The sequence below is a fragment of the Mycolicibacterium frederiksbergense genome, assembly GCF_012223425.1.
GTDB classification, from domain to species: Bacteria; Actinomycetota; Actinomycetes; order Mycobacteriales; family Mycobacteriaceae; genus Mycobacterium; species Mycobacterium frederiksbergense.
This window is the reverse complement of record NZ_CP038799.1, coordinates 3,055,818-3,079,042: the sequence shown is the minus strand read 5'-3', so window position 1 is coordinate 3,079,042 and position 23,225 is coordinate 3,055,818. Positions and strand designations below refer to the sequence as shown.

The following is a 23,225-nucleotide window of genomic DNA, read 5'->3' as shown; positions in this document are numbered from 1 at the left end:
TGACCGCCTAATGAACAGTCACCACCGACTTGATAAGCGAACGCCACCTCGCTATCGCGGCCCCTCGTAACCAATCTAGCGGTCGAATTCGATCTAAAGCGACCGAGCAATGATCTCCTTCATAATCTCGTTTGTCCCACCGTAGATCTTCTGAACGCGAGCATCGGCCCACATCCTGCCGATGGGATACTCGGTCATATAGCCGTAGCCGCCGTGGAGCTGCAAGCAGTCATCAAGGGCGACCATCGCACGCTCAGTAGTCCACCATTTCGCCATCGCGACGGTGGGGATGTCGAGTTCACCGCGCAGATGGCGGGCGACGCAGTCGTCGATGAAAACGCGGCTGATGTGGGCGTCGGTGGCGACCTCGGCGAGCTTGAACTTGGTGTTTTGGAAGGCGAAGACGGGCTTGCCGAAGGCATGCCGATCTTTGGTGTATTCCACAGTGAACTCGAGCGCTGTTTCTAGTACTGTCACTGCACCAAGCGCAAGGATCAATCGCTCTTGGGGAAGTTGCTGCATCAACTGAATGAACCCCTGGCCTTCAGTCGTACCCAGGAGGTTCTCAACCGGAATGTGCACATCTTCGAAATAGAGCTCGGAGGTGTCCTGTCCGCGCTGACCGACCTTGTCCAACACCCGACCCCGCCGAAAGCCCGGTCGATCGCCTTCGACCAAAACCAACGAGATTCCGTTCGCTCCGGCACTGGGGTCGGTCTTCGCAACGACGATGATGAGGTCGGCCTGAGCGCCGTTGGTGATGAACGTTTTGGAACCGTTGACAACGTATTCGTCTCCAACGCGCGATGCCTTGGTCGTGACAGATTGGAGATCGGAGCCAGTGCCCGGCTCCGTCATCGCAATCGCGCCAACCATCTCACCAGTTGCCAGTCTGGGAAGAAAGCGTTCCTTCTGCTCATCGGTGCCGTACTCGAGCAGGTAGTGGGCGACGATTCCACTATGAAGCGGCGCGCCCCATGCCGAATCGCCGATGCGGGCCTGTTCCTCAATCAAGACTGCTTCGTGAGCGAACGTTCCCCCACCTCCGCCGTACTGCTCGGGGATTGACATGCACAGCAACCCAAGATCACCCGCCCGGGTCCACAGGTCCCGATCCACGTGGTGCTGCTCGATGAAGCGGGCACTGTGCGGCGCGACCTCCTTCTCACAGAACGTACGTGCCAAATCCCGCAGTGCGTCGAGGTCGTCGTCCATCCAGCTAGAGCGGTTGGCTGCCATTACAAAGTCCTCACTGTGTTTGCTTGCGCACCGATCCCGCAATGGTCTCGCTTCGCCTGTGGGTACATGGTGTACCACGAATCGCACGCCGGGTACAACACGTACCCAGAACTTTCCAGAGCGCGGGGCGTTACGGTGACATCGTGGAGCGACAGCACTGGGTGGACACCACAGCGGTACGCCGCGCGGCCAGTAGGTTGCCGGGCCGTGAACTACGTCGTGAACAGATCATCGAAGCGGCGCTCAGCGCAATCGAAGAGAACGGGCCCCACGCACTCACGGGCCAAATCGCAGACAAGGCCGGTTTGGGACGCACACACTTCTACCGCCACTTCGCAAGTAAAGAAGAACTCGATCTTGCCGTGGCTCGTCACGTCCACCGCGAACTCACTGCGAAGATTCGCCTAACTCTGGATGTCCAGGGATCGCCGCTAGACGTGATACGCGCGCCGGTCACTCAGCACGTCATGTGGGCTGACGAACACCCCAACCTCTATCGGTTCCTGGTGAACCGACACTATCGGCGCAGCACCGAGAAGACCGCGCCCGGCAGCAGCGCATTCGCCTCTGAACTCGCCGTCGCGGGTGCCCGTTACTTTCCTCGCTACGGCGAGGACTCAGAGGCGGCAGACCGCAATGTCGCCGCCATCATGGGCTTGATGGACGCTTCGGTCCTATGGTGGCTGGACCATCGCGACTCCACTCGTGACGAACTCGTCATTCGGTTGACACGGCAAACCTGGTTGATAATCAATGACAGGCTGCAGGAACTGGGATTCCAGCTTGATCCCCACTTACCACTCTGCGAACCGAAAACCTGACCAGGTACAATTCGAGCCTCCCCACGCTAAACCCTCCGTCTTCGACACCGCCATCAACGATGATTGCGTTGGCGCCGCTCACCGACGCCGCGCATCAACGCGAAAGCTTTCAATCCAAGCGACGGCGCAGCATCGCTAGTGCGCGCAACTACGCCACGCCACCGAGGAACTACCCGGAATATCTGGCGACTCTCCAGCAACTCGAGTCCCGCGCGGGCCACGGCCGCAGCATCCATTGGACGCGGTCCGGCGAACAGAAGCGCCGCCCCAGGGTCGGCAACCCGGTCGGTGACCATTTTCGTACTTACCACGTCAGGGCATAGCGCCCGTGCGTGGATTGGCAATCCCGCATGGTCAAGGTCGCCCTGCAGCGATGTGGTGAACGACAATACGGCCGCTTTGGTTGCTGCGTACATCGCTAATCCAGGGATGGGCGCCAGAGCCGAGAGGGACGCGATGTTGAGGATCGCGCCCCCACCCGCGCCCATAGCGACAACTGCCGCGTGTGAGCCGGCAACGACACCTCGTACATTGACATCGAGGATCGACGCAATCTCGGCATCGCTGTGACTCCAGCTGTTACCCGCGAGTAGGATCCCAGCGTTGTTTACCCACACCGCCAGAGGGCCAGCGGCTAAAGCCTGAGCAGCGACTTCCCGATGACCCGACGGATCTCGTACGTCGTGCGTGGCGCTCCAAGCGCCACCGCCGACCTCGGTGGCAGCGCGCTCCGCTGCGTCGCCATCCACATCCGTGAGCAAAACCTTGTGACCGGCAGCGGCGAGTTGTCTCGCGATCTCCAGACCAATCCCTCGACCTGCTCCTGTGACGACGGCTGTTGATGGTTCTAGCATGACCATCCTTTCCGGCAGTTTGCGTAGGTTTGCCGACTACGGTTCGCCGGGGTTTGTTGAGGATCTCCGAGGCCACTTGGAGGACTGCGTCGATTCCGCCGGCGCCCTGTAAGGGCGATGTGCTCGGCTAAGCACTCAAAAGTCTCGTGGAATGACCTAGATATCATCGGCGACACAACGTAATAGGTAGGCCGTCGACAGGGAACAGGCAGGGACGTATTGTCCCACCGAACGCGGTAGCCGTCATCCAGACTCCAGGTGAATTCCCGCAGCATCTCGTGCAGTATTGCCTTCACCTCCAAGGTGCCGAAGTGCATCCCGATGCGCTTGTGCGCGCCTCCTCCGAACGGAAGCCAGGCGAAGCGGTGGGCCTGATCCTCGCGCCGTGGCGGCTCGAGTCGCGTTGGGTCAAACCGGTCCGGCTCGGTCGACACTGTGGGCGCAAAGTGGTTGACCGCAGGCGTGATGACGACGAGCACTCCGGAGGGGACGTAGTAGCCATCAATTAGGGTGTCGGTCACCGTCTTACGCATAACCAACGGTACCGGTGCAACTAGTCTGAGCGACTCCTTGATGACCAAGTCCATCGCCGTAAGCCCCTCCAGGTCCTCAATGTCCGACAGATCGTCGCCTAGACGGTCAGACTCAGCACGAAGTCGATCCTGCCATTCAGGATTCTTCGCCAAGAAGTACGCCACAGCGGCAGTGGTGATCGTTGACGTGTCATGAGCGGCCATCATCAGAAAGATCATTTGATTTATGCTGTCCGCATCAGTGAAGCGTTCGCCGTCCTGGCGCGCGCCTCACATAGCGCGGCGAGTAAATCACCATTCTGCCCCGAGCGTGCCGCCGGTAAGTTCCGGGCGAAGGCCAACGAGAGGCAATCCCTGATCGCCGATAACTGGCTTCAATCCGCTACCGGTCGGCGGCGCGGCAAGTTCGCGAACCGGCCATCGTCGACTCACTCCTGGATAGCGCGCTCGACGCGCTGCGGGAGGGGATTCAGTAGTACCGACAACAGCCGGTCACGGGACTTGCTTGCCGAACCGGACGGCGATTTGGTCATCGAGTGCCCCCTTGATGTTGTTTCTCGCATTATCGGAAGGATTTCACCCATCGTTTACACCGGTGACCACCCTGTCAACGGCGGTCACAGTTGCCGCTCGAATGTCAGCGACTCCCCGCCGTCCTCGGATACCCGTCACTGAACAGAGCCGCCACTAGTCGACGCTATCGGCCCCGCTTGGGGCATAGGGCATGTCGGCCAGATGGGTGTTGGCCGGCTCGGGTGTCCCCCTGCGCGACGAGTTCGCGGGCGCGGGACGCGACAGGACGTAAGCGCGCCGCTTCGGCCTGCGCGCACGAAGGCGATACAAGAAGGTCGGGCTGGGCCAGTTGGTAGAGATCGACCCCCGCGCCGAGCGATACCAGCTCGTGCACATAGTCCACACGGATCTGTCCAGGCGGCGACTCAACCGGTCGTTGAAGCGCTTCTCCACATCGGCACGGACCTCGATAACACTTCCTGGATGGGCACGGAGAACCTTCATCAACCTGACGATGTGTCGGGCCTGCGATTCGAGCATGTAGACGATGGACCCGGATCCCACGTTGGTGTTGGGCCCGTACATCATGAGGAAATTCGGAAACTCTGGCACCGATAGGCCGTAGTAGGCGTGCGCGCCATCCGCCCACACGTCCGACAATTTCCGGTCCGAGCGGCCGTAGACCTCCATCGGGGAAAGAAACTCGGTGGCACTGAAGCCAGTGCCGTAGATGATCACGTCGGCGGCGTGGAAGTCGCCGTTCACCGTGCGGATTCCGCCAGGTTCTACTGCCCGGATATCGTCGGTGACCAATGAAACGTTGGGACGTGCGAGCGCGGGGTAATAGTCGCTGGAGTGTCAATGGACAGCTGAAACTGCCCGTGGGCGGACATGAGAAGTGCCCGTTGGTGGCCAATAAGAACGGCCCAGTGGCGGACACGAATCTGCCCATGAGGGTGTGTCCGCCACCGGTGGTTGAGGCCGTTGTTAGGTCAGGGGTTTGACTCCTTTCCCGTGCAGGGCTTGGGCCAGGCGCACGGAGTCGCCGCTGGTTTGGCACAGGTGCGCGTGGTGCAGGAGTCGATCCACGGTGGCGGTCGCCAACGTCTTGGGCATCAGCTCGTCGAATCCGCTCGGGTGAAGGTTTGACGAGATCGCCACCGAGCGGCGTTCGTAGGCGGCTTCGACGATGCGGTAGAGCCCTTCGGCGGCATCCGCGCCGACCGGCAACAGTCCAACGTCATCGATCACCACGAGCTCAGCGCGCACGATCTTGGCGACGGCTTTGCCCAGGGAATCGTCAGCGCGATGTGCCCGGACGAGCACTCCGATCTGTTCGAGGGTGAACCACGCCACCGGCATCCCGGCTTCAATGACTTTCTGCCCCAAGGCTTCGAGGAAGAACGTTTTGCCGGTGCCGGCGGGCCCGCAGACCACCAGGTTCTCCCGGCGCCCAACCCATTCCAAGGTCTGTAACGCTTGTTGGGTGGGTAGCGGGATCGACGACGTGCCCGGGTCCCACACGTCGAAGGTTTTCCCGGTGGGGAAGCCGGCGGCTTTGCGTCGGGATGCCAGCATGGAGCGGGCCCGTCCGGCCGATTCTTCGACCAGTAGCGCTTTGAGGACTTCGGTGGGGTCCCAGCGTTGCGCGCGGGCGGTGGCCAGCACGTCGGCGGCGATGGCCCGGGCGTGCGGTAACCGCAGGGCACGCATCAGGGTTTCCACATCGGCGGGCAGCGCGGTGGTGGTGGTCATGCGATGTCTGCTTCGGGTGTGTCGTTGATGTTGGTGCCCAACAGGTCCCAACCCTTGGTGCCCTGAGCCAGGGACGTGGCTTCGCTGGCGCCGCGTCGGGTGGGATCCAAGCCCTTGCTGGCCAGGATGGAATCAAGATCGCCGGTCGCGAAGCGGCCATGGGTCGCGGCATGGCCGAGCGCCCAGTCGACATCAGCGGGCCCGGCCAACGCGGACAGTTCGACGGCGTGGGCCATCTTTTGAATCATCCGTTCGGTGCCGACGGCGGCCGCTTCGGTGAGCCATAGGGCTGCCCCGGGCCCCAACGCCACGAAGAGTCGTTCAGCGGTGTTGCGGGCCCGGATCCGGTAGTCACCGGGAACCTTGTCGCGGTGGGCGGGGAAATGAGCATCGTCGATGGCGGGGCTGCCCGGGGTGGCACGGTGGTGCCGGGCCACTTCGACCGGGCCGCCGTCATCGAGGGCGCAGATCACCACTTCGTCGGTACCGCCGTGGTGACGGATCCACACCGTCTGCCCCAACAGCGTTGCCGGAAGGGAGTATTGACAGTGTTCGAAGGTCACCATCGGGGTGTTGTCGGGAACCCGGCGGGTCACCCCCAACGCGGCGGTGTGCGGCAGGTCGGGCACCGCGTGCAGCGCGGGGCGTTCCTGGGTGAGCATCTCGACCGGGCGACGACCGGTGCTGCGGTGCACCCGGGCATTGATGTCGGTGACGAACTGCGCGCACGCCGCCTCCACCTCGGCGAAGCTGCTGTACTGGGGCAGCAGGTTCGTTTCGGTGGGCACGATGTCGGCTTTGGCGAGCTTGACTGCGTTCTCCACCCCTCCTTTGGAGGCCGGGTCGGCAGGCTCGCAGGTCAGTACCGAGATGCCGTAAAAGCGTCCGAAGGTGACTGCGGCGCGGTTGCGGACGGGAACCCCGGCGATGTGTCCGACGGTGACGGTTTTCTCGTTGTCGGTCAGCAGATAAGTCGGGGCACCACCGACGATGCGGAAGATCCGGTCCAGCCCGGCGAAGACACTGGGTGCGGTGCGGTCCCGCAATGCGATCACCACCCGGTAGCGGCTCCAGGCCAGCCACGCCACCAACAGCACCACTTTGCGCCCGGCGACGATAGGGCCGTCGCCGAAGTCGTACTGCAACCACAGTCCAGGATCAGTGATCCAGGGCCGATGCACGCGTGTATTACCCAGTCGCCATTGTGATTTGATTTCCGAAAGGGCTCGCCGGGTGGTGCGGTCAGTGCCGGTATATCCCAGCACGACTAACTTGTCGTGGGCTTTGTCGCCGCGGATCTTTCCCTTCGACTCCGCGACCCAGCCTTCCAGGACGTCACGCCAATCGTCGATCATCCGGGCCCGCCGAGTGGCCGGCGGCAGACCCGCGTCGCGGTCTTCAACCGCCTTCTTCACCGTGTGGTGCGAGCAGCCGCACAACTGCGCGGCAGCGCGGTAGGACCCGGTCAGGTCGTAGGCATTGAGTATTTCCATGAGTTCTCCGTCAGACTTCACGTAGGTCTCTCCTGTGGTTTTCAGTTCGACTAGGCATCGACATCGAAACCGCAGGAGAGGCCGCTACGGCGCTGACGCGCCGAGCAGCACAGACAAGGTCTGGGCAGATTCATGACCGCCTACGGGCACTTTCGTGTCCGCAGGTGGGCAGTTCTTATTGGCCGCGAATGGGCATTTTCATGTCCGCCAGTGGGCAGTTTTTCATGTCCGCCGACACTGGAGAACAGAATCCTCTTGCACCCGGGCGCATAGTCCGGCGTCAGGTGGGAACGCAGCCGGGCATCCGACACCTGGCGACCTAGGTGCCGGAGGGCGATGACTCCCAAGACTCGCGCTACTGGCTTCGCGTCGACGAGTGCCAACGCCAAGAACTCGAATATCGTCCAAATCATCAGACGTTCGCTGAGCCGCAGAATGGGCAACTTGCGCAGCAGTTGGTGATGCCGCCCACCGTACTGACGGTCGAATTTGGGCAGCACCCATGGGGCTGACCGTTGGAAAACGTCCAAGTGCTCAGCGCCTGCGGCGACCACCGGGACGAACTGCACCGAACTAGCGCCGGTGCCGACGACCGCAAGCCGCTTGCCGCTGAGATTCAGATCGTGGTCCCAATTCGCGGAATGAAACGACGGGCCCGCGAAGCCCGAGATTCCAGGAATATCAGGAACTGAGGGTCGGGACAGCTGGCCCACGGCCGAAATGACGACATCGCACTCCAATTCCTGACTGGTAGTCGTGGTCAGACGCCATGTGTTCGTGCGCTCATCGAAGGCCGCCTTAGCGATTTCGGTTTTGGTCCGAAGGAGGGACAGCAAACCACTTTCGTCGGCGACGCGGCGAAGGTAGGCGAGGATATCGCCTTGTTCTGCGTAACGCCGACCCCACCTGGGATTCGGCGCCGAGGAGATCGAGTACAACTGCGACGGGACGTCACAGGCCGCCCCTGGGTAGGTGTTCTCCCGCCAGACTCCCCCGACACCATCGCCCTTTTCGACAATGAGGACCCTGTCGAACCCTGCGCGTTTGAGGCGAAGTGCAAGGGTAATTCCGGCGAAGCCAGCGCCGATGATGACGATCGAGGGGTTACCAGGGGGATTGTCCTGGGTTGGTTCACGTTTCACGGGTTTCATCGTTAGCTCATACAACCTTCGTGCTGGGGCGCCTCGTGGTCAAGGCGTGCGCAGGGACGCTGTCAACGGACGGTGGCCGAAGTAGCCAAGAACTCGCCACCGAGCCTGAGGGCCTCACGTGCTTCTGGCAGTAGGCGAAACATCGCCTGGAAGACATGGATCTGGCCGCGGAAAACTTGCAACTGCGAGGAGACCCCTGCAGTTTGCAGACGTTTGGCAAAGACTCTGGAGTCGTCGAGCAACATCTCTCGTCCGCCGACCTGAATCAAAGTTGGTGGCATGTCCGTGAGATCAGCATCGAGCACGCTTATCCTCGGGTCGGCTGGATCGGCGCCCGCCACGTACAGACCAATTGTTCTCGACGCAGAGATGGCGGACGCAAAGGGGTCCCGTCTGCGCAGATCACGGTCCATCGCGAGTTGGCATGTCAAATCCAGCACCGGCGACATCAGCAGCATGGCATCCGGCGTCGGCAGTCGATGTTCCCGAGCGCCAAGCGCCGTCGCCGCAGCAAGCTGGCCGCCTGCGGAATCGCCGGCGAGCGCCACCGTGCCAGAAGACGCGGTGATCGCGCTTCCCTCTGTCAACCATCGATAGGCGATCAGTGCATCATCTGCGGCCGCCGGGAAGGGATATTTCGGGACCAATCGATAGCGCACGGCAAATACCGGCCTGCGGGCGGCCGCGGACAGTTCGCTGATGAGGCCACGGTGGGTCTCGGGAGAGCACATAGAAAATGCGCCGCCGTGTATATAAAGAATCGGCGGAGCATCCGAGGCCACGTTGGCCGCCTTGACCCAGTCGCCTCGCACACGTTCACCGGCGAAGGGCGTGTCTACCTTCTCGACACTGATTGCGCGCCTTGGCCGCGACACCACGAGTGTTCCCCGTAGCACGCGGTCCATGACCGCGAAGCCATGGTCGTTGGCCGGAATCACTTGCGTGAGAGGTCGAAGAACGCCTCGCGCCGTTGCCGCGACCAGGTGGCTCGCCATGCTCGGATTCGGCCTGGCAGGTGAACTCATCCGGCGGTGTCCACCTTCTGTGGGGCAGTGTCCGCCTTTTTCGCCGGTCGCCGTTCGAAACGGTAGTCGGCCAAGTCGAATCGTCGACTGCGCCAGATCGACTCGACCGTCGTCGTGGGACGCAGAGGCACGTCCCCATGCTTGTCGAAGTAATAGCTGTTCGCGCCCGCGCAGCTGTCCTGCCAGAAGACCTGCGTATGCCGCCGTGCCAGCATCTCCGCGAAGAAGCGTTGATTCGCCTCCTCGCGTACCTCGACGTAGTTCGAGTCGGCCGTCCTGGCATGCCGGAGGCAACGGAGAATGTGACCCGCCTGTGCCTCGATGAGTGCGAAGTAGGACGACCCGTTGTATCCGTACGGGCCAAACACTGAGAAATGGTTCGGGAATCCTGGCACGCTGACTCCCTCATATGCCTGGAGTCGGTTCTCGTCCCACCACTGTGCCTGGTCTCGGCCGGCGACACCTCTGAGCGAGTAGGTGGGCATGCTGTCCGATTCCATGACCTTGAATCCCGTTGCCAGGACGAGCACGTCGATCTCGTGTCTGACGCCATCGGCCGTAATTACCGCGGTCTCATCCACCCGGGTGATGGGGTTGGTTTCAAGAAGGACGTTCTCGCGGTTGAACGTCTTCAAATATTCGTTGTGAAAGCTTGGTCGCTTGCAGCCCAGCGCGTAACGCGGCGTCAGCTTCTCCCGAACGACCGGGTCGGTGACCTGCCGACGCATATAGCTGATCGCTGCACGCTCGATCGCCGACGCCAGCGGTATGGCGGTATGGAAGTGCGCTGCGACGGGAAAGGTGAGTTCGACAAAGGCCTGGCTGGCTCCCCGCGCGGCGATCTGCGCTCCGGGTGCGAGCCGGAGAAGAGCACTCAGCGGGCGGGGCACCGCGAAGTCGAATTTCGGCAGACACCATATCGGGGTGCGCTGAAAGACGGTGAGTGTGTCCACGTCCTTGGCTATCGAGGGGATCAGTTGCACCGCCGAGGCGCCCGTCCCGATGACGGCGACCCTCTTTCCGGTGAGGGTCTGCTGGTGGTCCCAGCGCGACGTGTGCATCGTGACCCCGCCGAAGTCCCCGACCCCCGGTATGTCCGGCGATTTTGGTCGCGTGAGAACCCCGGAGGCATTGATGACGAACCTCGCTGTCAGTTCCTCGTCCGTCGAGGTAAACAAACGCCACAATGTCGATTCTTCGTCGAACTCAGCCCTCACAACCGTGACTCCGAAGCGGATGCGCGACGCGAGGCCATATTTTTTCACGCAATGCTTCGCGTAGTTCTTCAGTTCGATCCCCGGCGCATAGGTACGGGACCACGACGGGCGTTTCTCAAAGGAGAATTGGTAACTATATGACGGAATGTCTACTGCAATCCCCGGGTAGGTATTCCAGTACCAGGTTCCACCCACCCCTTGGGCCTCATCAACGATGAGGAAGTCCGAGAAACCTTCCTTCAGCAGCTTGATGCCCACTCCGATCCCGGAGAATCCAGCTCCGATGACCAATATCTCGTGGGTGGGGACCTCGTACGTAGGGGCTCCGGAGGTGGGGGCATTCTCGTCGCCCGCAACATGGACACTCAAGCGTCTTTCCTCACTCTCGAGGCTGCGCGCTTAGGCGGTACCTTCCCGACGCCCACGTCCAGGATGTCGGCTTTGACGTCAGACCGCGTTGGCAGGGCGCCTGCGCTTTTTCGGCCCTGGGCTACCTTGGCCTTGCGGCCCTGGGCAACCTTGGCCACATTCGAGCCGTTTTGGGCGTGTTCGGTTGGGTGGTGCTCAGTTCGTGCGGTTGTCGGGGTCGTTACATAATCACCCATGTCGACCTTGGACAGTGCGCGCTTGAACTGGGTGGCGAAACCGGGGTACATGGTGCCGTTGTATCCGTCATTCGTGAGGTACCAGCTCTTGCAACCCGAATTCCAAGTCGTACTTCCCAACCGCTGCTGTACCTCGCCGTGGTAATTATTTTGCCGATCTTCGCGGACCTCGAGCGTACTGAGATCATTCGCGATGATCGCGCCGATGGCTTTGACGATGTAGTTGATCTCGGCCTCCATGTACACGAGGGCCGAGTTATGGCCGGGCCCTGAATTTGGTCCGAAGGTGAAGAAAAGATTGGGATAGCCTGCGACGGTGACGCTCCGGTACGCATAGGCGCCCTGGGACCACTCGTCGGAGAGCTCACGACCATGCGCGCCTCGGATGGGAAAAGGTGTGCCAGCCTTGCATACATCGAAGCCGGTGGCGAAGACGATGCAGTCCAGTTCGTGTTCGATGCCATCTGCGGTCCGTATGCCATTCGGCGACAGGGTCGCGATCGGCCATGAGACGAGCTTGCAGTTGTCGCGCTGAAGAGCGGGGTAGTAATCGCTGCTCATCAGCATCCGTTTGCAGCCGGCACGGAAGTTCGGCGTCAGCTGGCGCCTGAGCCAAGTATCCGATACCTGCCTCCGCAAATTCGCCTTCGCCAGTAGCTGGATGCCAGTGGTGACCGGGGTATCCCAGACCATGCCGACGGCCATGAGCTCGTGGCCCCAAAACCACGCCTGCCGTCCGACGTTCTGCACGCGAGGCAAGCGACGAAACGCCGTCCGCACCCACTGCGGATGGGAGAAGTCGGGCCGAGGGAGGACCCAGCCGGGGGTGCGTTGGAAGACCTTGACCGACCGCGCAGTCTTCACCAGTTCGGGAATGATCTGAACAGCGCTGGCTCCGGTGCCGATCACGGCGACACGTTTGTCGCTCATGTCGTAGTCGTGATCCCAACGCGCACTGTGGATCTTGTGACCATCGAAGGTGTCCAGTCCGCGGATGTCCGGCAGGCTCGCATTCGCCAGCGGCCCACTGGCCATCACTGCGGTGCGCGCCGTGAACTGCGAGCCGTCAGCTGTCTGCGCCGTCCACAGTGCGCTTTCCTCGTCGAACTCCAGACCGGTGACGTTCACTCCGAACCGGATGAAACGCGACAGCGAGTACTTGTCGACCATCGTCTTGATGTAGCCGAGGATCTCGGCGCTGCCCGAATACGCGCGGGACCAGTCCGGATTTTGCTCGAACCCGTAGGAATAGAGCAGCGACGGGATGTCGCACGCCGCGCCGGGATAGGTGTTGTCCCGCCAGGTACCACCCACCTCGTCGGCACGTTCAAGGACAACGAAATCGTCGATACCCTGTTGTAGCAACCGGATTGCGGTTCCCAGGCCGGCGAAACCCGCACCGACGATCAAGACGGTCGTGGTGTCGCTCATCTGGCCACCGGTTCGTAGGTCAGCTCTTCTGTCCACGTCGGTGACTTACCGAGCACCTCGGTGGGGAAGTGGTCGATCGCGGTACCCAGCCGCTGCGAAATGAAATGCAATGGCTGAGAACGCTTGATGCTGGCGGACATGTGAGCCTTCAAGATGTGGTAGCCCGGAACGCGGCGCGTGAACTCACTACGATCTCCGACGTTCTCGTACCGCATCACCGCGTTGTAGAGCTTCTCCTCCGACAATCCCATGGCGTTGAGATTGGTCAACATCCTGGTGAGCAACGGCACGTAGAGGACGCCGCCGAGAAGGATTCTCGGGTCGATGAGCGCCCCCATCGTCTGAGTCGCATGAATGCGCATGGGGCTGGCGCCGAGGTCGTTCAGAACCTGGAATCCCACTGCCAAGTGCCGCGATTCGTCGTTGTTGACCTTGTTGAAGACCTCGGCGCAGAGCGGATCCTGCACCTCGTCGAGAAGGAACTTGAGCAATGCTCCGTCGAGCGCAGTCTCCAAGGCTGGGATCGCCGCTCCGATCACCGTCAGCGGGAGGGCCTCGGCGTATCGGTCGATCCACTCGATGACCAGTCGAATATTCTTGTTCGGCACCGGGATTTCCCCTTCCTCGAGCATCCCCCACCGCTGCATGAGCGCCAGCTCCGCGTTGGCGTGCCGCTGCTCCTCGGCATGGAAATACCGGTAGATGTCACCTAGAGCCTCGAACGGCGCTTTCGGCGCCATGGCGGCGAACGCGCGTGCACCGACGTGTTCTATCCACACCACGTCAGCCATGAACTGCTTCAGTTCGGGCCGCTGCTCATCAGTGATTTTATCGGCGCCCGGCGCATCCCAATCGATGTCGGCCAGCGCCCACTGCCGATTCTTGATCGTCTCGAGCATATCGCTGTATTTGAATGCCATTGGAGTCTCCTTTGTCTTTGTCTGGAATGACTTAGCGCGCGATTCGCTCAACCAAACCGAGCGCACGGGTATACGTGGCAGGCACTGCCCGCTTAAATAACCAGAGAATCTTCGCGTCGACTTGGGGTAGGACGTGCAACTGACCGCGATCGTTCGCGTCCAACGTTTTGCGCGCCACCGATTCCGCCGACACGCCGGTCCACTTCATCAAATTCGTTGCCAGCTTGGCGGCCGACTCCTCAATACCAGGGTTATCGACGATGTTGGTCTTGACAAATGTCGGGCACAGTACAGTCACCGCCACACCAGTACCACTCAGCTCGGCCGCCAAAGTCTCGGATAGCGAGAGCACGCCGGCCTTGCTGACGTTATAGGCACCCATCCGGGGCGCTGCTCCAAAACTTGCAGCCGATGCGACGTTGATAATTCCCCCGCTGCCCTTCGCACGAAGTCGCGGTACGAAGATCTCGCAGCCGTAAATCACTCCCCACAAGTTGACTGAAAGTGTCGCTTCCCAGTCCCGCTTGGGCGTCGCGCCGATGACATTGCCACCGATTCCGATGCCCGCGTTGTTGATCACCAGGCTGGCTGCCGCGCCGAACCACTTCTCGGCGCTGTCGGCGAGTTCGCGGACCTGCTCTTCGTCCGTGACATCGCATGCGATGTCGAGCCCCTCGCCGCCGGCTTGGACGACGAGCCCGACCGTCTCCTTGGCACGCACCGGGTCGATGTCGGCACACACCACTCGTCCACCTCTACGGGCGAGCTCCACCGCGAAGGCACGGCCAATTCCGCTGCCCGCTCCCGTTACGACCGCGTTGGCGCGGCGGCTCAGGCGAGGCGGTCTGTCCCACCTCAAGATATCCATCACTACTGAATCCTTTGCAGATTACGGCGACGCCTGACCTGTGAGACAAGCCGGCCTGCAGCCATCTGGTGGCGGCGAACACAATTGTGGTCGCCTGCCACCAGTTTGATGCGGCGCTCCTGCCTTTGTCAAGATGTATTCGTGCGGACAAAGGCAGCAAGGTGGGGCGGGCGTACTGGCGCCGAACGACGGGCTGACCGGCGGCGGCGCCTAGTGAACGCGGCGACGGAGATCTGGACGGAAAGCGGATGGGCTGCCGTGACAATGCGTGGGGTCTGCTCCAGAGCCGCGCTGAACGACCGATATTTCTACGAGGAGTTCAAGACGCGCGATGAGTTGCTCGTAGCAGCGTGGGACAACGTGCGGGACGAGATGCTCGGCGAGGTTTCGGCAACATTTGCCGAACGCGTCGGTCAACCACCGATCGAAACCATTCGCGCCGCAATCTCGATCGTTGTTCTCCGCATCGCGCAGGATGCCGGGCGAGCACAGATCCTGCTGACACAGCACGTCGGCAGTTCAACATTGCAAGATCGCCGAGCGGTGGCCTTGCAGGAAGCAACCCAGCTCGTCATGGCCGCCAGCAAGCCGCATCTGAAGCCTGACGCAGACGAAATGGCTCTGCGTATGGACACGTTTGTAGCGGTCGGCGGCTTCGTCGAACTGATCAGCGCTTGGCACGCAGGACTACTGGTCGATGTAAGTCAGGTCGACATCGTCGAACATACGAGTAGACTTGCTGAGACGCTGGCTCGCCGCTACGTGGTTGATAAGTTTGGCTAGCTGGTACTCCGGAGGCAATTTCCCGGTGGCGGAGGCTGCATTGGCCGCAGGGGTCGTGACACACCGTTGACTTACCTTAGAAACGGTGGAAGGTCCGTCTCGTCGACCTGCCAAGCCGACGCTCCTGCTGTCGAATGGCGGCTTCACTCAGAGGCCAATCTGCTTGGCGATGATCTCCTTCATGATTTCGGTGGTGCCGCCCCCGATACCCAGGATGCGCGAATCGCGATAGTGCCTTTCGACCTCGGTCTCGCGTAGGTAGCCCATGCCACCGTATAGTTGGACGGCCGTGTCAACGGCGAGCGCGCAGGCCTCTACGGCTTGGTTCTTGGCCATCGAGACCATCCGCACGTCGGTGTCTCCGGCGACGATGCGGTCCACAGCGGCACGGGTGTACGTACGGGCGACGTCGACGGCCGTCGCGATATCGACGATCTTGTGCCGCACCACCTGTCGGGTGGATAGCGGTCGACCGAAGGTTTCGCGCTTCTTCACCCAATCCAGCGTCAGGTCGAGGCAGCGCTGGGCCGTGGCGTAGCACTGGACGGCGATGAAAGCACGTTCGACCTGGAACTGTTGCATGATCTGCAGGAATCCGCTGCCTTCGGGGCCAACCAGATTGACCACCGGCACGCGCACGTCGGTGAATCCGAGTTCGGCGGTATCGGAGCACAGCCAGCCCATCTTCTTCAGTGCCCGCGAGACCAAGAAACCCGTGGCGCCACGCTCCACCACGAGCAGAGAAATCCCCGACGGGCCCGGGCCGCCGGTACGCACGGCGGTGGTCACGAAATCGGCGCGGACACCCGAGGTGATGAACAGCTTCGCACCGTTGACCACGTAGTGGTCGCCGTCGCGCCGTGCGGTAGTGCGGATGCCGGCGACGTCAGAACCGGTGTCGGGTTCGGTGATGCCAAGGCTGCCGATCTTCTCCCCGGCCAGGGTCGGCGCCACGAAGCTGCGGATCTGCTCGGGATCGCCCTGCGCGGCCATATGGGGCACTGCGATGTGATGCGTAAGTAGGCTGGCCAGTAAGCCCGACGAGCCGCCGGCCTCCATCACGGCCTCGGTGAGCAGCACCAGGTCGCGCAGGTCACCGCCGGAGCCACCGATCTCTTCGGCGAACCCGATGCCCAGCAACCCCGCTGCGGCTGCGCGGCGGTGGAGTTCTCTAGGGAGCTCTCCGGCGTCCTCCCAGTCTTGCAGGTGAGGAACGATCTCCTTCTGGGTGAACGACATCGCGAGGTTGCGCAACGAGATGCGCTCGGGCGTCATCCACGGGTCGGCTGCGGCCGCCTCCGCTTCCCGCTGATCCGGCTGTTTCATGTGAGTTGCTCCTGCTGTGATCACTCGGGGACGGCACGATTGCCACGTCGACCCCATTGTCGTCGAATGTTAATGACCGATAACGTAGCGTGTCAGGAGATCGACGTTGATGTCACCTGGAGGAAAGTTGATTGACGTCCTGCCCGACCGGGTCGACACCCGCGCGCCGGTATACCTCGAGAATCGCGAGGGACTCATCGCGCAGCTCCATGCGCTCGCCGAACAGCTGGCGCTGGCCAACGGTGGCGGCGGCGAGAAGTACGTCGCCCGGCACCGTAGCCGCGGCAAGATGCTGGCTCGGGAGCGCGTCGAGCTGCTCATCGACCCCGACACGGCCTTCCTGGAACTCTGTCCGTTCGCGGCGTGGGGCACGAAGTTTCCGGTGGGCGGCAGCGTTGTGGTCGGCATCGGCATCGTCGAAGGCGTCGAGTCGATGATCATCGCGCACGACCCGACCGTGCGCGGCGGAGCCTCGAACCCCTACACCTTCCGAAAAGTGTTCCGGGGCATGGCAGTCGCCCGCGAGAACCGGCTGCCCATCATCAACGTCGTCGAGTCGGGCGGGGCGGACCTGCCCACGCAGGCCGAGATCTTCGTGCCCGGGGGCCAGCTATTCAACGACCTCACCCAGCACAGCGCGCAGGGCCTGCCGACACTGGCGCTGGTATTCGGTAACTCGACGGCAGGCGGCGCGTACATCCCCGGCATGTGTGATTACGTGGTGATGGTCCGCAACCGGTCCAAGGTCTTCCTCGGTGGTCCGCCGCTGGTGAAGATGGCGACCGGCGAAGTGTCCGACGACGAGTCGCTCGGCGGCGCCGACATGCACGCCCGCACCTCCGGGCTGGCCGACTACATGGCCGAGGACGAGCAGGACGCCATCCGGATCGGGCGGCGCATCATGGCCAGACTGAACTGGCGCAAGCTCGGGCCCGGCCCGACACAGCCACCGACCCCCCCGCTGCGAGACCCCGACCAACTCCTCGGGATCGCTTCGGTGGACCCGAAGGTTCCCTTCGACCCACGTGATGTCATCGCCCGAATCGTGGACGGGTCCGCCTTCGACGAGTTCAAGCCGCTATACGGCACCTCGCTGGTCACCGGTTGGGCCTCGATCCACGGATACCCGGTAGGGATCCTTGCCAACGCGCGCGGAATCCTGTTCAGCGAGGAGGCGGAGAAGGCCGCCCAGTTTATTCAGCTGGCGAACCAGATCGACACGCCACTGGTGTTTCTGCAGAACACCACCGGCTACATGGTCGGCGCGGAGTACGAGCAGGGTGGCATCATCAAGGACGGCGCGAAGATGATCAACGCCGTCTCCAACAGCGCTGTCCCACACCTGACGATCGTGATGGGCGCGTCCTACGGTGCGGGCAATTACGGGATGTGCGGGCGGTCCTACTTTCCCCGCTTCCTGTTCACCTGGCCCAACTCGCGTTCGGCCGTCATGGGCCCGGCCCAGCTCGCGGGCGTGCTGTCGATCGTGGCCCGCGAGTCGGCCGCCGACCGGGGGCTCCCGTTCGACGAGGAGGCCGACGCCCAGATGCGCGCTGCCGTCGAGGGCCAGATCGAGCGTGAGTCGTTGGCGCTGGCCAACAGCGGCAGGCTCTACGACGACGGGATCATCGACCCGCGCGACACCCGTACCGTTCTCGGGTTCTGCCTTTCCGTGGTCCACAACAGCGAGATCCGTGGCCAGCGTGGCTACGGCGTGTTCCGGATGTGATGGCGATGCCCGTGATCAAGAAGCTGCTGGTGGCCAACCGGGGAGAGATCGCCCGACGCGTGTTTCGCACCTGTCGCGAACTCGGCATCGCGACCGTCGCCGTGTACTCCGACGCCGACGCCGACGCCTGGCACGTGGACGATGCCGACGAGGCCGTCCGGCTACCGGGTTCCTCGCCGGCGGAGACCTACCTCGACGGTGACCGGGTGATCGCCGCCGCCCTCCTCACCGGCGCCGACGCCGTGCATCCCGGCTACGGCTTCATGTCGGAGAACGCCGGCTTCGCGCGGGCCTGCGCCGACGCCGGGCTCGTGTTCGTCGGCCCGCCGCCGGATGCCATCGACGCGATGGGTTCCAAGCTGACGGCCAAGGCGATGATGGCCGATGCGGGCGTGCCGGTTCTCCCGGGCGGCGACGCGACCGGCCTGGACCCCGACAAGCTGCGCAAGCTCGGCGCCGAGATCGGCTACCCGCTGCTGGTCAAGGCGAGCGCGGGTGGCGGCGGGCGCGGCATGCGGGTTGTCGAGTCGGCCGACGACCTCGACGGAGCCGTGGCCTCGGCCTCGCGCGAGGCGATGTCGGCGTTCTCGGACGGCACGGTGTTCCTCGAGCGGTACGTGCAGCGTCCCCGCCACGTTGAGATCCAGCTGTTGGCCGACATGCACGGCACGGTTGTCTCGCTGTTCGAGCGGGAGTGCTCGGTGCAGCGCCGCCACCAAAAGGTCATCGAGGAGGCGCCCTCGCCCGTCGTCGACGACGACCTGCGCGCCCGGATGGGCGCGGCGGCGGTCGCGGCGGCACAGGCCGTGGGTTACGTCGGGGCCGGAACGGTCGAGTTCGTCCTCGACGCGAACGGCGGCGATGACGACGGGACGTTCGCCTTCCTGGAGATGAACACCCGGCTGCAGGTCGAGCACCCGGTCACCGAACTCGTCACCGGGCTCGACCTCGTGCGCCTGCAGTTGCTGGTGGCGATGGGTCGGCCACTGCCTGCCGAGGTGAGCAAGCCGCGGATCACCGGCCACGCGGTCGAGGCCCGGCTCTACGCCGAGGACCCCACGAAGGGCTACCTGCCGCAGACCGGAACGCTGCGCACGATGCAGATCCCCGACCACGTCGGGGTCCGGGTGGACTCCGGCGTGCGCGACGGCTCGGTGGTCAGCCACCACTATGACGCCATGCTGGCCAAGGTGATCGCCTGGGCGCCCACCCGCGCCGAGGCGCTCGGCGCGCTGTCCGCCGCGCTCGCCGGCGCCCGGATCCACGGACTCACCACCAACCGGGATCTGCTGGTTCGCGTTCTGCGCCACGACGAGTTCGCCGGACGCGGCACCGACACCGGGTTCCTCGACCGCCACGACGTGGCCGACCTCGGCGCAGCCCTCATCGACCGCGACGGGGAGGGCTTGCACGCCATCGCGGCCACACTCGCCCAGGTCGCGGGACGCCGCGCGGCGGCCCCCGTCCAGCCGACGCTGCCTGCCGGGTGGCGCAACAACCCGTCCCAACTGCAGTCCACCGGATGGCTGACCGCCGACGGCCGCGAGCGTCGGGTGGGCTATGCGCTGCTCCGCGACGGCGTCGAGGTCGAAGTCGACGGCAAACCGGTCGAGGACGTCAGGGTGCTCGTGCAGCGGCCGGACCGGGTGGTCCTGGAGACCGGCGGGGTACGGCGCGGCTACGACGTCGTCCTCGACGGCGACATCGCCTACGTTGACAGCCCTGCCGGGTCCACTGCGTTCACCCAGGTACCGCGGTTCCTGGACCCCAGCACGCTCAAGCCGGCGGGCTCGCTGACGGCGCCTATGCCGGGTTCGGTGATCCGGCTGCCCGTCGCCGCGGGCGACGTCGTGACGGCCGGGCAGGCCTTGGTCGTGGTGGAGGCGATGAAGATGGAACACACCATCGCCAGCCCGATCGACGGGATCGTCGCCGAACTCTCGGTCGAGGTGGGTCAGCAGGTGTCCACCGGCGATGCCCTCGCGGTGGTCGGAGCGGCCGACAGTGCAGACGAGGATTGAGCACCATCAGACCCGTCACCGGCCCCGGTGGCGGGTGACTTCGAAGTAGGAGAGCGGTATGGAACTGCACGAGACCGAGGAACGGCGAGCGCTGCGCAAGGCCGTGTCCGAGATCGCCAAGGACTTCGGGCACGACTACTACGTGGCCAAGTCGCTCGGCGGGGAGAAGAGTTCGGAACTCTGGCAGGCCGTGGGCAAGCAGGGGTTCCTCGGGGTCAACATCGCCGAGCAGTACGGCGGCGGTGGCGGCGGCATCTACGACATGCAGATCGTCGGTGAGGAACTGGCCGCGGCCGGCTGCCCGCTGCTGATGACGGTGGTCTCCCCCACCATCTGCGGCACGATCATCGAGGCTTTCGGCAGCGACGAGCTAAAGGCGCGCTGGCTGCCGGGCATCGCCAGCGGCGAGATCATCATGGCGTTCGCGATCACCGAGCCGGATGCGGGCTCGAACTCTCACAACATCTCCACCCACGCCAAGCGCGTCGGTGGGGATTGGGTGCTCAACGGCACCAAGTACTACATTTCCGGCGTCGACGAGGCGGAGGCCATCCTGGTCGTCACCCGCACCGCGACCGACGACCGCGGCCGCGGACGGCTGAGCCTGCTGGTGGTCCCGACCGACGCGCCCGGGTTGACCAAGACCCTCATCCCGGTGCAGGCGGTGACACCGGAGAAGCAGTTCACGCTGTTCTTCGACGACGTGCGGGTGCCGGCCGAGAACCTGATCGGCGCGGAAAACGACGGTCTGCGTCAGGTGTTCATGGGCCTCAACCCCGAACGCATCATGGGCGCCGCCCTGGGCAACGGCATCGGCCGCTACGCGCTGGACAAGGCGTCGGCCTACGCGCGCGAGCGCAAGGTCTGGGACGTGCCGATCGGAGCCCACCAGGGCCTGTCCCACCCGCTTGCGCACGCCAAGATCCAGCTGGAGCTGGCCCGGCTGATGACCCAGCGGGCGGCCTCACTGCACGACGCCGGCGACCCCGGTTCCGCGGAGGCGTCGAACATGGCCAAATACGCTGCGGCGGAGGCCGGCATCCTGGCCCTCGACCAGGCGATCCAGACCCACGGCGGCAACGGGTTGGCCACCGAGTACGGGCTGGCCACTCTCTGGGGCCCGGTGCGGCTGATGCGCACCGCGCCGATCAGCCGAGAGATGATCCTCAACTATGTGGCTCAGCACAGCCTGAACCTGCCCCGCTCATACTGAGCATCCTTCATCCGTTCGTGTCCGCTTCGGTCTACAAGACGGACGGTGGTGATCGGTCGCCCGCCGGGGCCGGGTCCTGCCTTACCGAGCATTTGTCAACCAAAACTGCCGAGGAGGCAAATCAACATGGATCGCGGTATCGGTCAGTGGGTCACCAAACGGGCCTTCCTCAACGGGCAGCGCACGGCGTTCGTCTGCGGTGACACCAGCTTCACGTACTCCGACTTCGATCGGCGCACCAACCAGGTCGCTTCGAACCTGTTGCGTCTCGGCGTCCGCAAGGGGGACCGGGTGGCCATACTGCTGGTGAACTCGGTCGAGTTCATGGAGGTCCTCCTCGGCTGCGCGAAGATCGGCGCCATCACCATCCCGATCAACGTCCGACTCGCAGGCCCGGAGATCGGCTACATCCTCGCCGACTCCGGCGCCGACGTGTTCGTGTTCCACGAGCCGCTCGCGGCGGCGGCGGTCAGCGCGCTGGCCGAGCCGGGGGTCCGGGTCCGCCACACGGTCCGGGCCGGGGGCGCCCCGGCCGACGGCGAGATCGCCTACCCAGACCTGCTCTCCGGCGGCGCCCCCGAGCCTCTCGACAGCGACGTCGAGGGCCGCGACGCCGCGTTCATCATGTACACCTCGGGCACCACCGGCCGCCCGAAGGGCGCCATCCTCACCCACGACAACCTACTGTGGAACGCCATCAACGTGCTGGGCGCCGAACAAGGCCTGACCGGCAGCGACGTGACTGTTGCAGTCGCCCCCATGTTCCACATCGGCGGGCTCGGGGTACATACGCTGCCATTGCTCTACGTCGGCGGGACCAGCGTGATCCTCCCGTCGTTCAACCCGGTGAGCACGCTCAAGGCGATGGCCGAAAGCCGCGCCACCGTCCAGTTCATGGTGCCGGCGATGTGGTCGGCGCTGACCCAGGTGCCCGACTTCGACTCCTACGATCTCTCCGCGTTGCGTCTGGCCATGGGCGGCGGCGCACCGATGCCGCTGACTGTCATCGACTTCATGCAGCAACGTGGCGTCCCCTTCACCGAGGGATTTGGGATGACCGAGACTGCACCCATGGTCTCGGTCTTGGACGCCGCCAACATCACGACGCGGGCCGGATCAATCGGCCGGGTCGCCATGCACGTCGATGCCCGCATCGTGGACGCCGACGACCGGGACGTCCCGGCCGACACCGTCGGCGAACTCCTGGTGCGCGGACCCAACGTGTTCGTCGGGTACTGGATGAAGCCGGCGACCACCGCCGAGGCCTTCCGGGGCGGCTGGTTCCACACCGGCGACCTCGGCCGGATCGACGCCGACGGCTACATCACGCTCGTCGACCGCAAGAAGGACATGATCATCTCGGGCGGGGAAAATGTCTACCCCATCGAGGTCGAGCAGGTGCTGTTCCGTCACCCCGGTGTGCTCGACGCCGCGGTGGTCGGCGGTCCGGACGACAAGTGGGGTGAGCGCGTCGTCGCGGTGGTGGTGGCCGACCCAGCCGCCGAGCAGGAACCCAGCGCCGACGAACTGATCGCCTGGTGCCGCGAACGGCTGGCGCATTTCAAGTGCCCCCGCGAAGTGCACCTCCTTCCCGAGCTGCCCCGCAACGCCACCGGCAAGCTCCTCAAGACCGAGCTGCGCAAGCGATTCACCGGCGTCGAGGGCGGCGTCGTCCAGCGCTGAGGCACGACACCGGAGGCGGAGCGCGGGTTTGGGAAGTGTTGTCAC

The 23,225-nt window shown here is 63.8% G+C and carries 18 protein-coding genes and 1 pseudogene; 6 read left to right on the top strand and 13 right to left on the bottom strand.

All coding sequences use genetic code 11. The features are described 5' to 3' along the window. Positions 1-93: 93 nt before the first annotated feature. A complete protein-coding gene (locus EXE63_RS17800) occupies positions 94-1,239 on the bottom strand; it encodes an acyl-CoA dehydrogenase family protein (RefSeq protein WP_011895443.1) in 1,146 nt (381 codons plus the stop codon). A gap of 143 nt (positions 1,240-1,382) precedes the next feature. On the opposite strand from EXE63_RS17800, the gene EXE63_RS17795 reads away from it, so the two are divergent. Next, on the top strand, positions 1,383-2,060 hold the full coding sequence (locus EXE63_RS17795) for a TetR/AcrR family transcriptional regulator (RefSeq protein WP_225397498.1): 678 nt from the start codon (positions 1,383-1,385) through the stop codon (positions 2,058-2,060). Positions 2,061-2,113: 53 nt separating this feature from the next. On the opposite strand, the gene EXE63_RS17790 is transcribed toward EXE63_RS17795, so the two are convergent. From EXE63_RS17790 to EXE63_RS17740, 11 genes and pseudogenes are all read right to left on the bottom strand, one after another. Further along, positions 2,114-2,914, bottom strand: a complete 801-nt coding sequence (locus EXE63_RS17790; protein ID WP_109558230.1) for an SDR family NAD(P)-dependent oxidoreductase — start codon at positions 2,912-2,914, stop codon at positions 2,114-2,116. A 163-nt stretch (positions 2,915-3,077) separates the two neighbouring features. Further along, positions 3,078-3,782, bottom strand: a pseudogene (locus tag EXE63_RS17785) (cytochrome P450); the annotation flags it as partial. 352 nt (positions 3,783-4,134) lie between these two features. Beyond that, positions 4,135-4,773 (bottom strand): NAD(P)/FAD-dependent oxidoreductase, encoded by a 639-nt coding sequence (locus EXE63_RS17780; protein ID WP_209999731.1) that lies wholly within the window; start codon positions 4,771-4,773, stop codon positions 4,135-4,137. 174 nt (positions 4,774-4,947) lie between these two features. Beyond that, entirely contained in the window at positions 4,948-5,715 is a 768-nt protein-coding gene (locus tag EXE63_RS17775; protein WP_168141302.1) for an ATP-binding protein, read from the bottom strand. Then, entirely contained in the window at positions 5,712-7,229 is a 1,518-nt protein-coding gene (istA, locus tag EXE63_RS17770; RefSeq protein ID WP_168143019.1) for an IS21 family transposase, read from the bottom strand. The genes EXE63_RS17775 and istA overlap by 4 nt, the downstream gene beginning before the upstream one ends. Before the next feature lie 119 nt (positions 7,230-7,348). After that, entirely contained in the window at positions 7,349-8,350 is a 1,002-nt protein-coding gene (locus tag EXE63_RS17765; protein WP_234904172.1) for a flavin-containing monooxygenase, read from the bottom strand. A 71-nt stretch (positions 8,351-8,421) separates the two neighbouring features. Then, on the bottom strand, positions 8,422-9,384 hold the full coding sequence (locus EXE63_RS17760; protein ID WP_067992185.1) for an alpha/beta hydrolase: 963 nt from the start codon (positions 9,382-9,384) through the stop codon (positions 8,422-8,424). Beyond that, the gene (locus EXE63_RS17755) at positions 9,381-10,859 is read right to left on the bottom strand and encodes a flavin-containing monooxygenase (RefSeq protein ID WP_375167650.1); all 1,479 of its coding nucleotides are present in this window, start codon (positions 10,857-10,859) and stop codon (positions 9,381-9,383) included. The genes EXE63_RS17760 and EXE63_RS17755 overlap by 4 nt, the downstream gene beginning before the upstream one ends. A gap of 107 nt (positions 10,860-10,966) precedes the next feature. Then, positions 10,967-12,637, bottom strand: a complete 1,671-nt coding sequence (locus EXE63_RS17750) for a flavin-containing monooxygenase (RefSeq protein ID WP_011895450.1) — start codon at positions 12,635-12,637, stop codon at positions 10,967-10,969. After that, a complete protein-coding gene (locus EXE63_RS17745; RefSeq protein WP_011895451.1) occupies positions 12,634-13,557 on the bottom strand; it encodes a hypothetical protein in 924 nt (307 codons plus the stop codon). Before EXE63_RS17745 ends, EXE63_RS17750 begins: the two co-directional genes overlap by 4 nt. A gap of 31 nt (positions 13,558-13,588) precedes the next feature. Continuing rightward, a complete protein-coding gene (locus EXE63_RS17740; RefSeq protein WP_011895452.1) occupies positions 13,589-14,425 on the bottom strand; it encodes an SDR family NAD(P)-dependent oxidoreductase in 837 nt (278 codons plus the stop codon). Positions 14,426-14,566: 141 nt separating this feature from the next. On the opposite strand from EXE63_RS17740, the gene EXE63_RS17735 reads away from it, so the two are divergent. After that, the gene (locus tag EXE63_RS17735) at positions 14,567-15,208 is read left to right on the top strand and encodes a TetR/AcrR family transcriptional regulator (protein ID WP_085981139.1); all 642 of its coding nucleotides are present in this window, start codon (positions 14,567-14,569) and stop codon (positions 15,206-15,208) included. A 147-nt stretch (positions 15,209-15,355) separates the two neighbouring features. Here the strand turns inward: EXE63_RS17735 and EXE63_RS17730 are convergent, their stop codons facing one another. After that, positions 15,356-16,555: an acyl-CoA dehydrogenase family protein gene (locus EXE63_RS17730; RefSeq protein ID WP_370492758.1), complete on the bottom strand. Its 1,200-nt coding sequence runs from the start codon at positions 16,553-16,555 to the stop codon at positions 15,356-15,358. Positions 16,556-16,661: 106 nt separating this feature from the next. On the opposite strand from EXE63_RS17730, the gene EXE63_RS17725 reads away from it, so the two are divergent. The 4 genes from EXE63_RS17725 (at position 16,662) to EXE63_RS17710 (ending at position 23,180) form a co-directional block, all read left to right on the top strand. Next, entirely contained in the window at positions 16,662-18,263 is a 1,602-nt protein-coding gene (locus tag EXE63_RS17725; RefSeq protein ID WP_067992181.1) for an acyl-CoA carboxylase subunit beta, read from the top strand. A 5-nt stretch (positions 18,264-18,268) separates the two neighbouring features. Next, positions 18,269-20,284: an acetyl/propionyl/methylcrotonyl-CoA carboxylase subunit alpha gene (locus EXE63_RS17720; protein WP_172527842.1), complete on the top strand. Its 2,016-nt coding sequence runs from the start codon at positions 18,269-18,271 to the stop codon at positions 20,282-20,284. Positions 20,285-20,342: 58 nt separating this feature from the next. Next, the gene (locus EXE63_RS17715) at positions 20,343-21,497 is read left to right on the top strand and encodes an acyl-CoA dehydrogenase family protein (protein ID WP_067992172.1); all 1,155 of its coding nucleotides are present in this window, start codon (positions 20,343-20,345) and stop codon (positions 21,495-21,497) included. Positions 21,498-21,623: 126 nt separating this feature from the next. Further along, complete coding sequence (locus tag EXE63_RS17710) at positions 21,624-23,180, top strand: acyl-CoA synthetase (RefSeq protein ID WP_067992169.1); 1,557 nt, start codon at positions 21,624-21,626, stop codon at positions 23,178-23,180. Positions 23,181-23,225 lie beyond the last annotated feature (45 nt).

Coding starts and splice junctions, on each gene's coding strand:
- EXE63_RS17720 (WP_172527842.1), top strand. CDS start 18,269: ATGCCCGTGATCAAGAAGCTGCTGGTGGCCAACCGGGGAGAGATCGCC.
- EXE63_RS17745 (WP_011895451.1), bottom strand. CDS start 13,557: ATGGCATTCAAATACAGCGATATGCTCGAGACGATCAAGAATCGGCAG.
- EXE63_RS17800 (WP_011895443.1), bottom strand. CDS start 1,239: ATGGCAGCCAACCGCTCTAGCTGGATGGACGACGACCTCGACGCACTG.
- EXE63_RS17740 (WP_011895452.1), bottom strand. CDS start 14,425: ATGGATATCTTGAGGTGGGACAGACCGCCTCGCCTGAGCCGCCGCGCC.
- EXE63_RS17710 (WP_067992169.1), top strand. CDS start 21,624: ATGGATCGCGGTATCGGTCAGTGGGTCACCAAACGGGCCTTCCTCAAC.
- EXE63_RS17715 (WP_067992172.1), top strand. CDS start 20,343: ATGGAACTGCACGAGACCGAGGAACGGCGAGCGCTGCGCAAGGCCGTG.
- EXE63_RS17790 (WP_109558230.1), bottom strand. CDS start 2,914: ATGCTAGAACCATCAACAGCCGTCGTCACAGGAGCAGGTCGAGGGATT.
- EXE63_RS17750 (WP_011895450.1), bottom strand. CDS start 12,637: ATGAGCGACACCACGACCGTCTTGATCGTCGGTGCGGGTTTCGCCGGC.
- EXE63_RS17775 (WP_168141302.1), bottom strand. CDS start 5,715: ATGACCACCACCACCGCGCTGCCCGCCGATGTGGAAACCCTGATGCGT.
- EXE63_RS17760 (WP_067992185.1), bottom strand. CDS start 9,384: ATGAGTTCACCTGCCAGGCCGAATCCGAGCATGGCGAGCCACCTGGTC.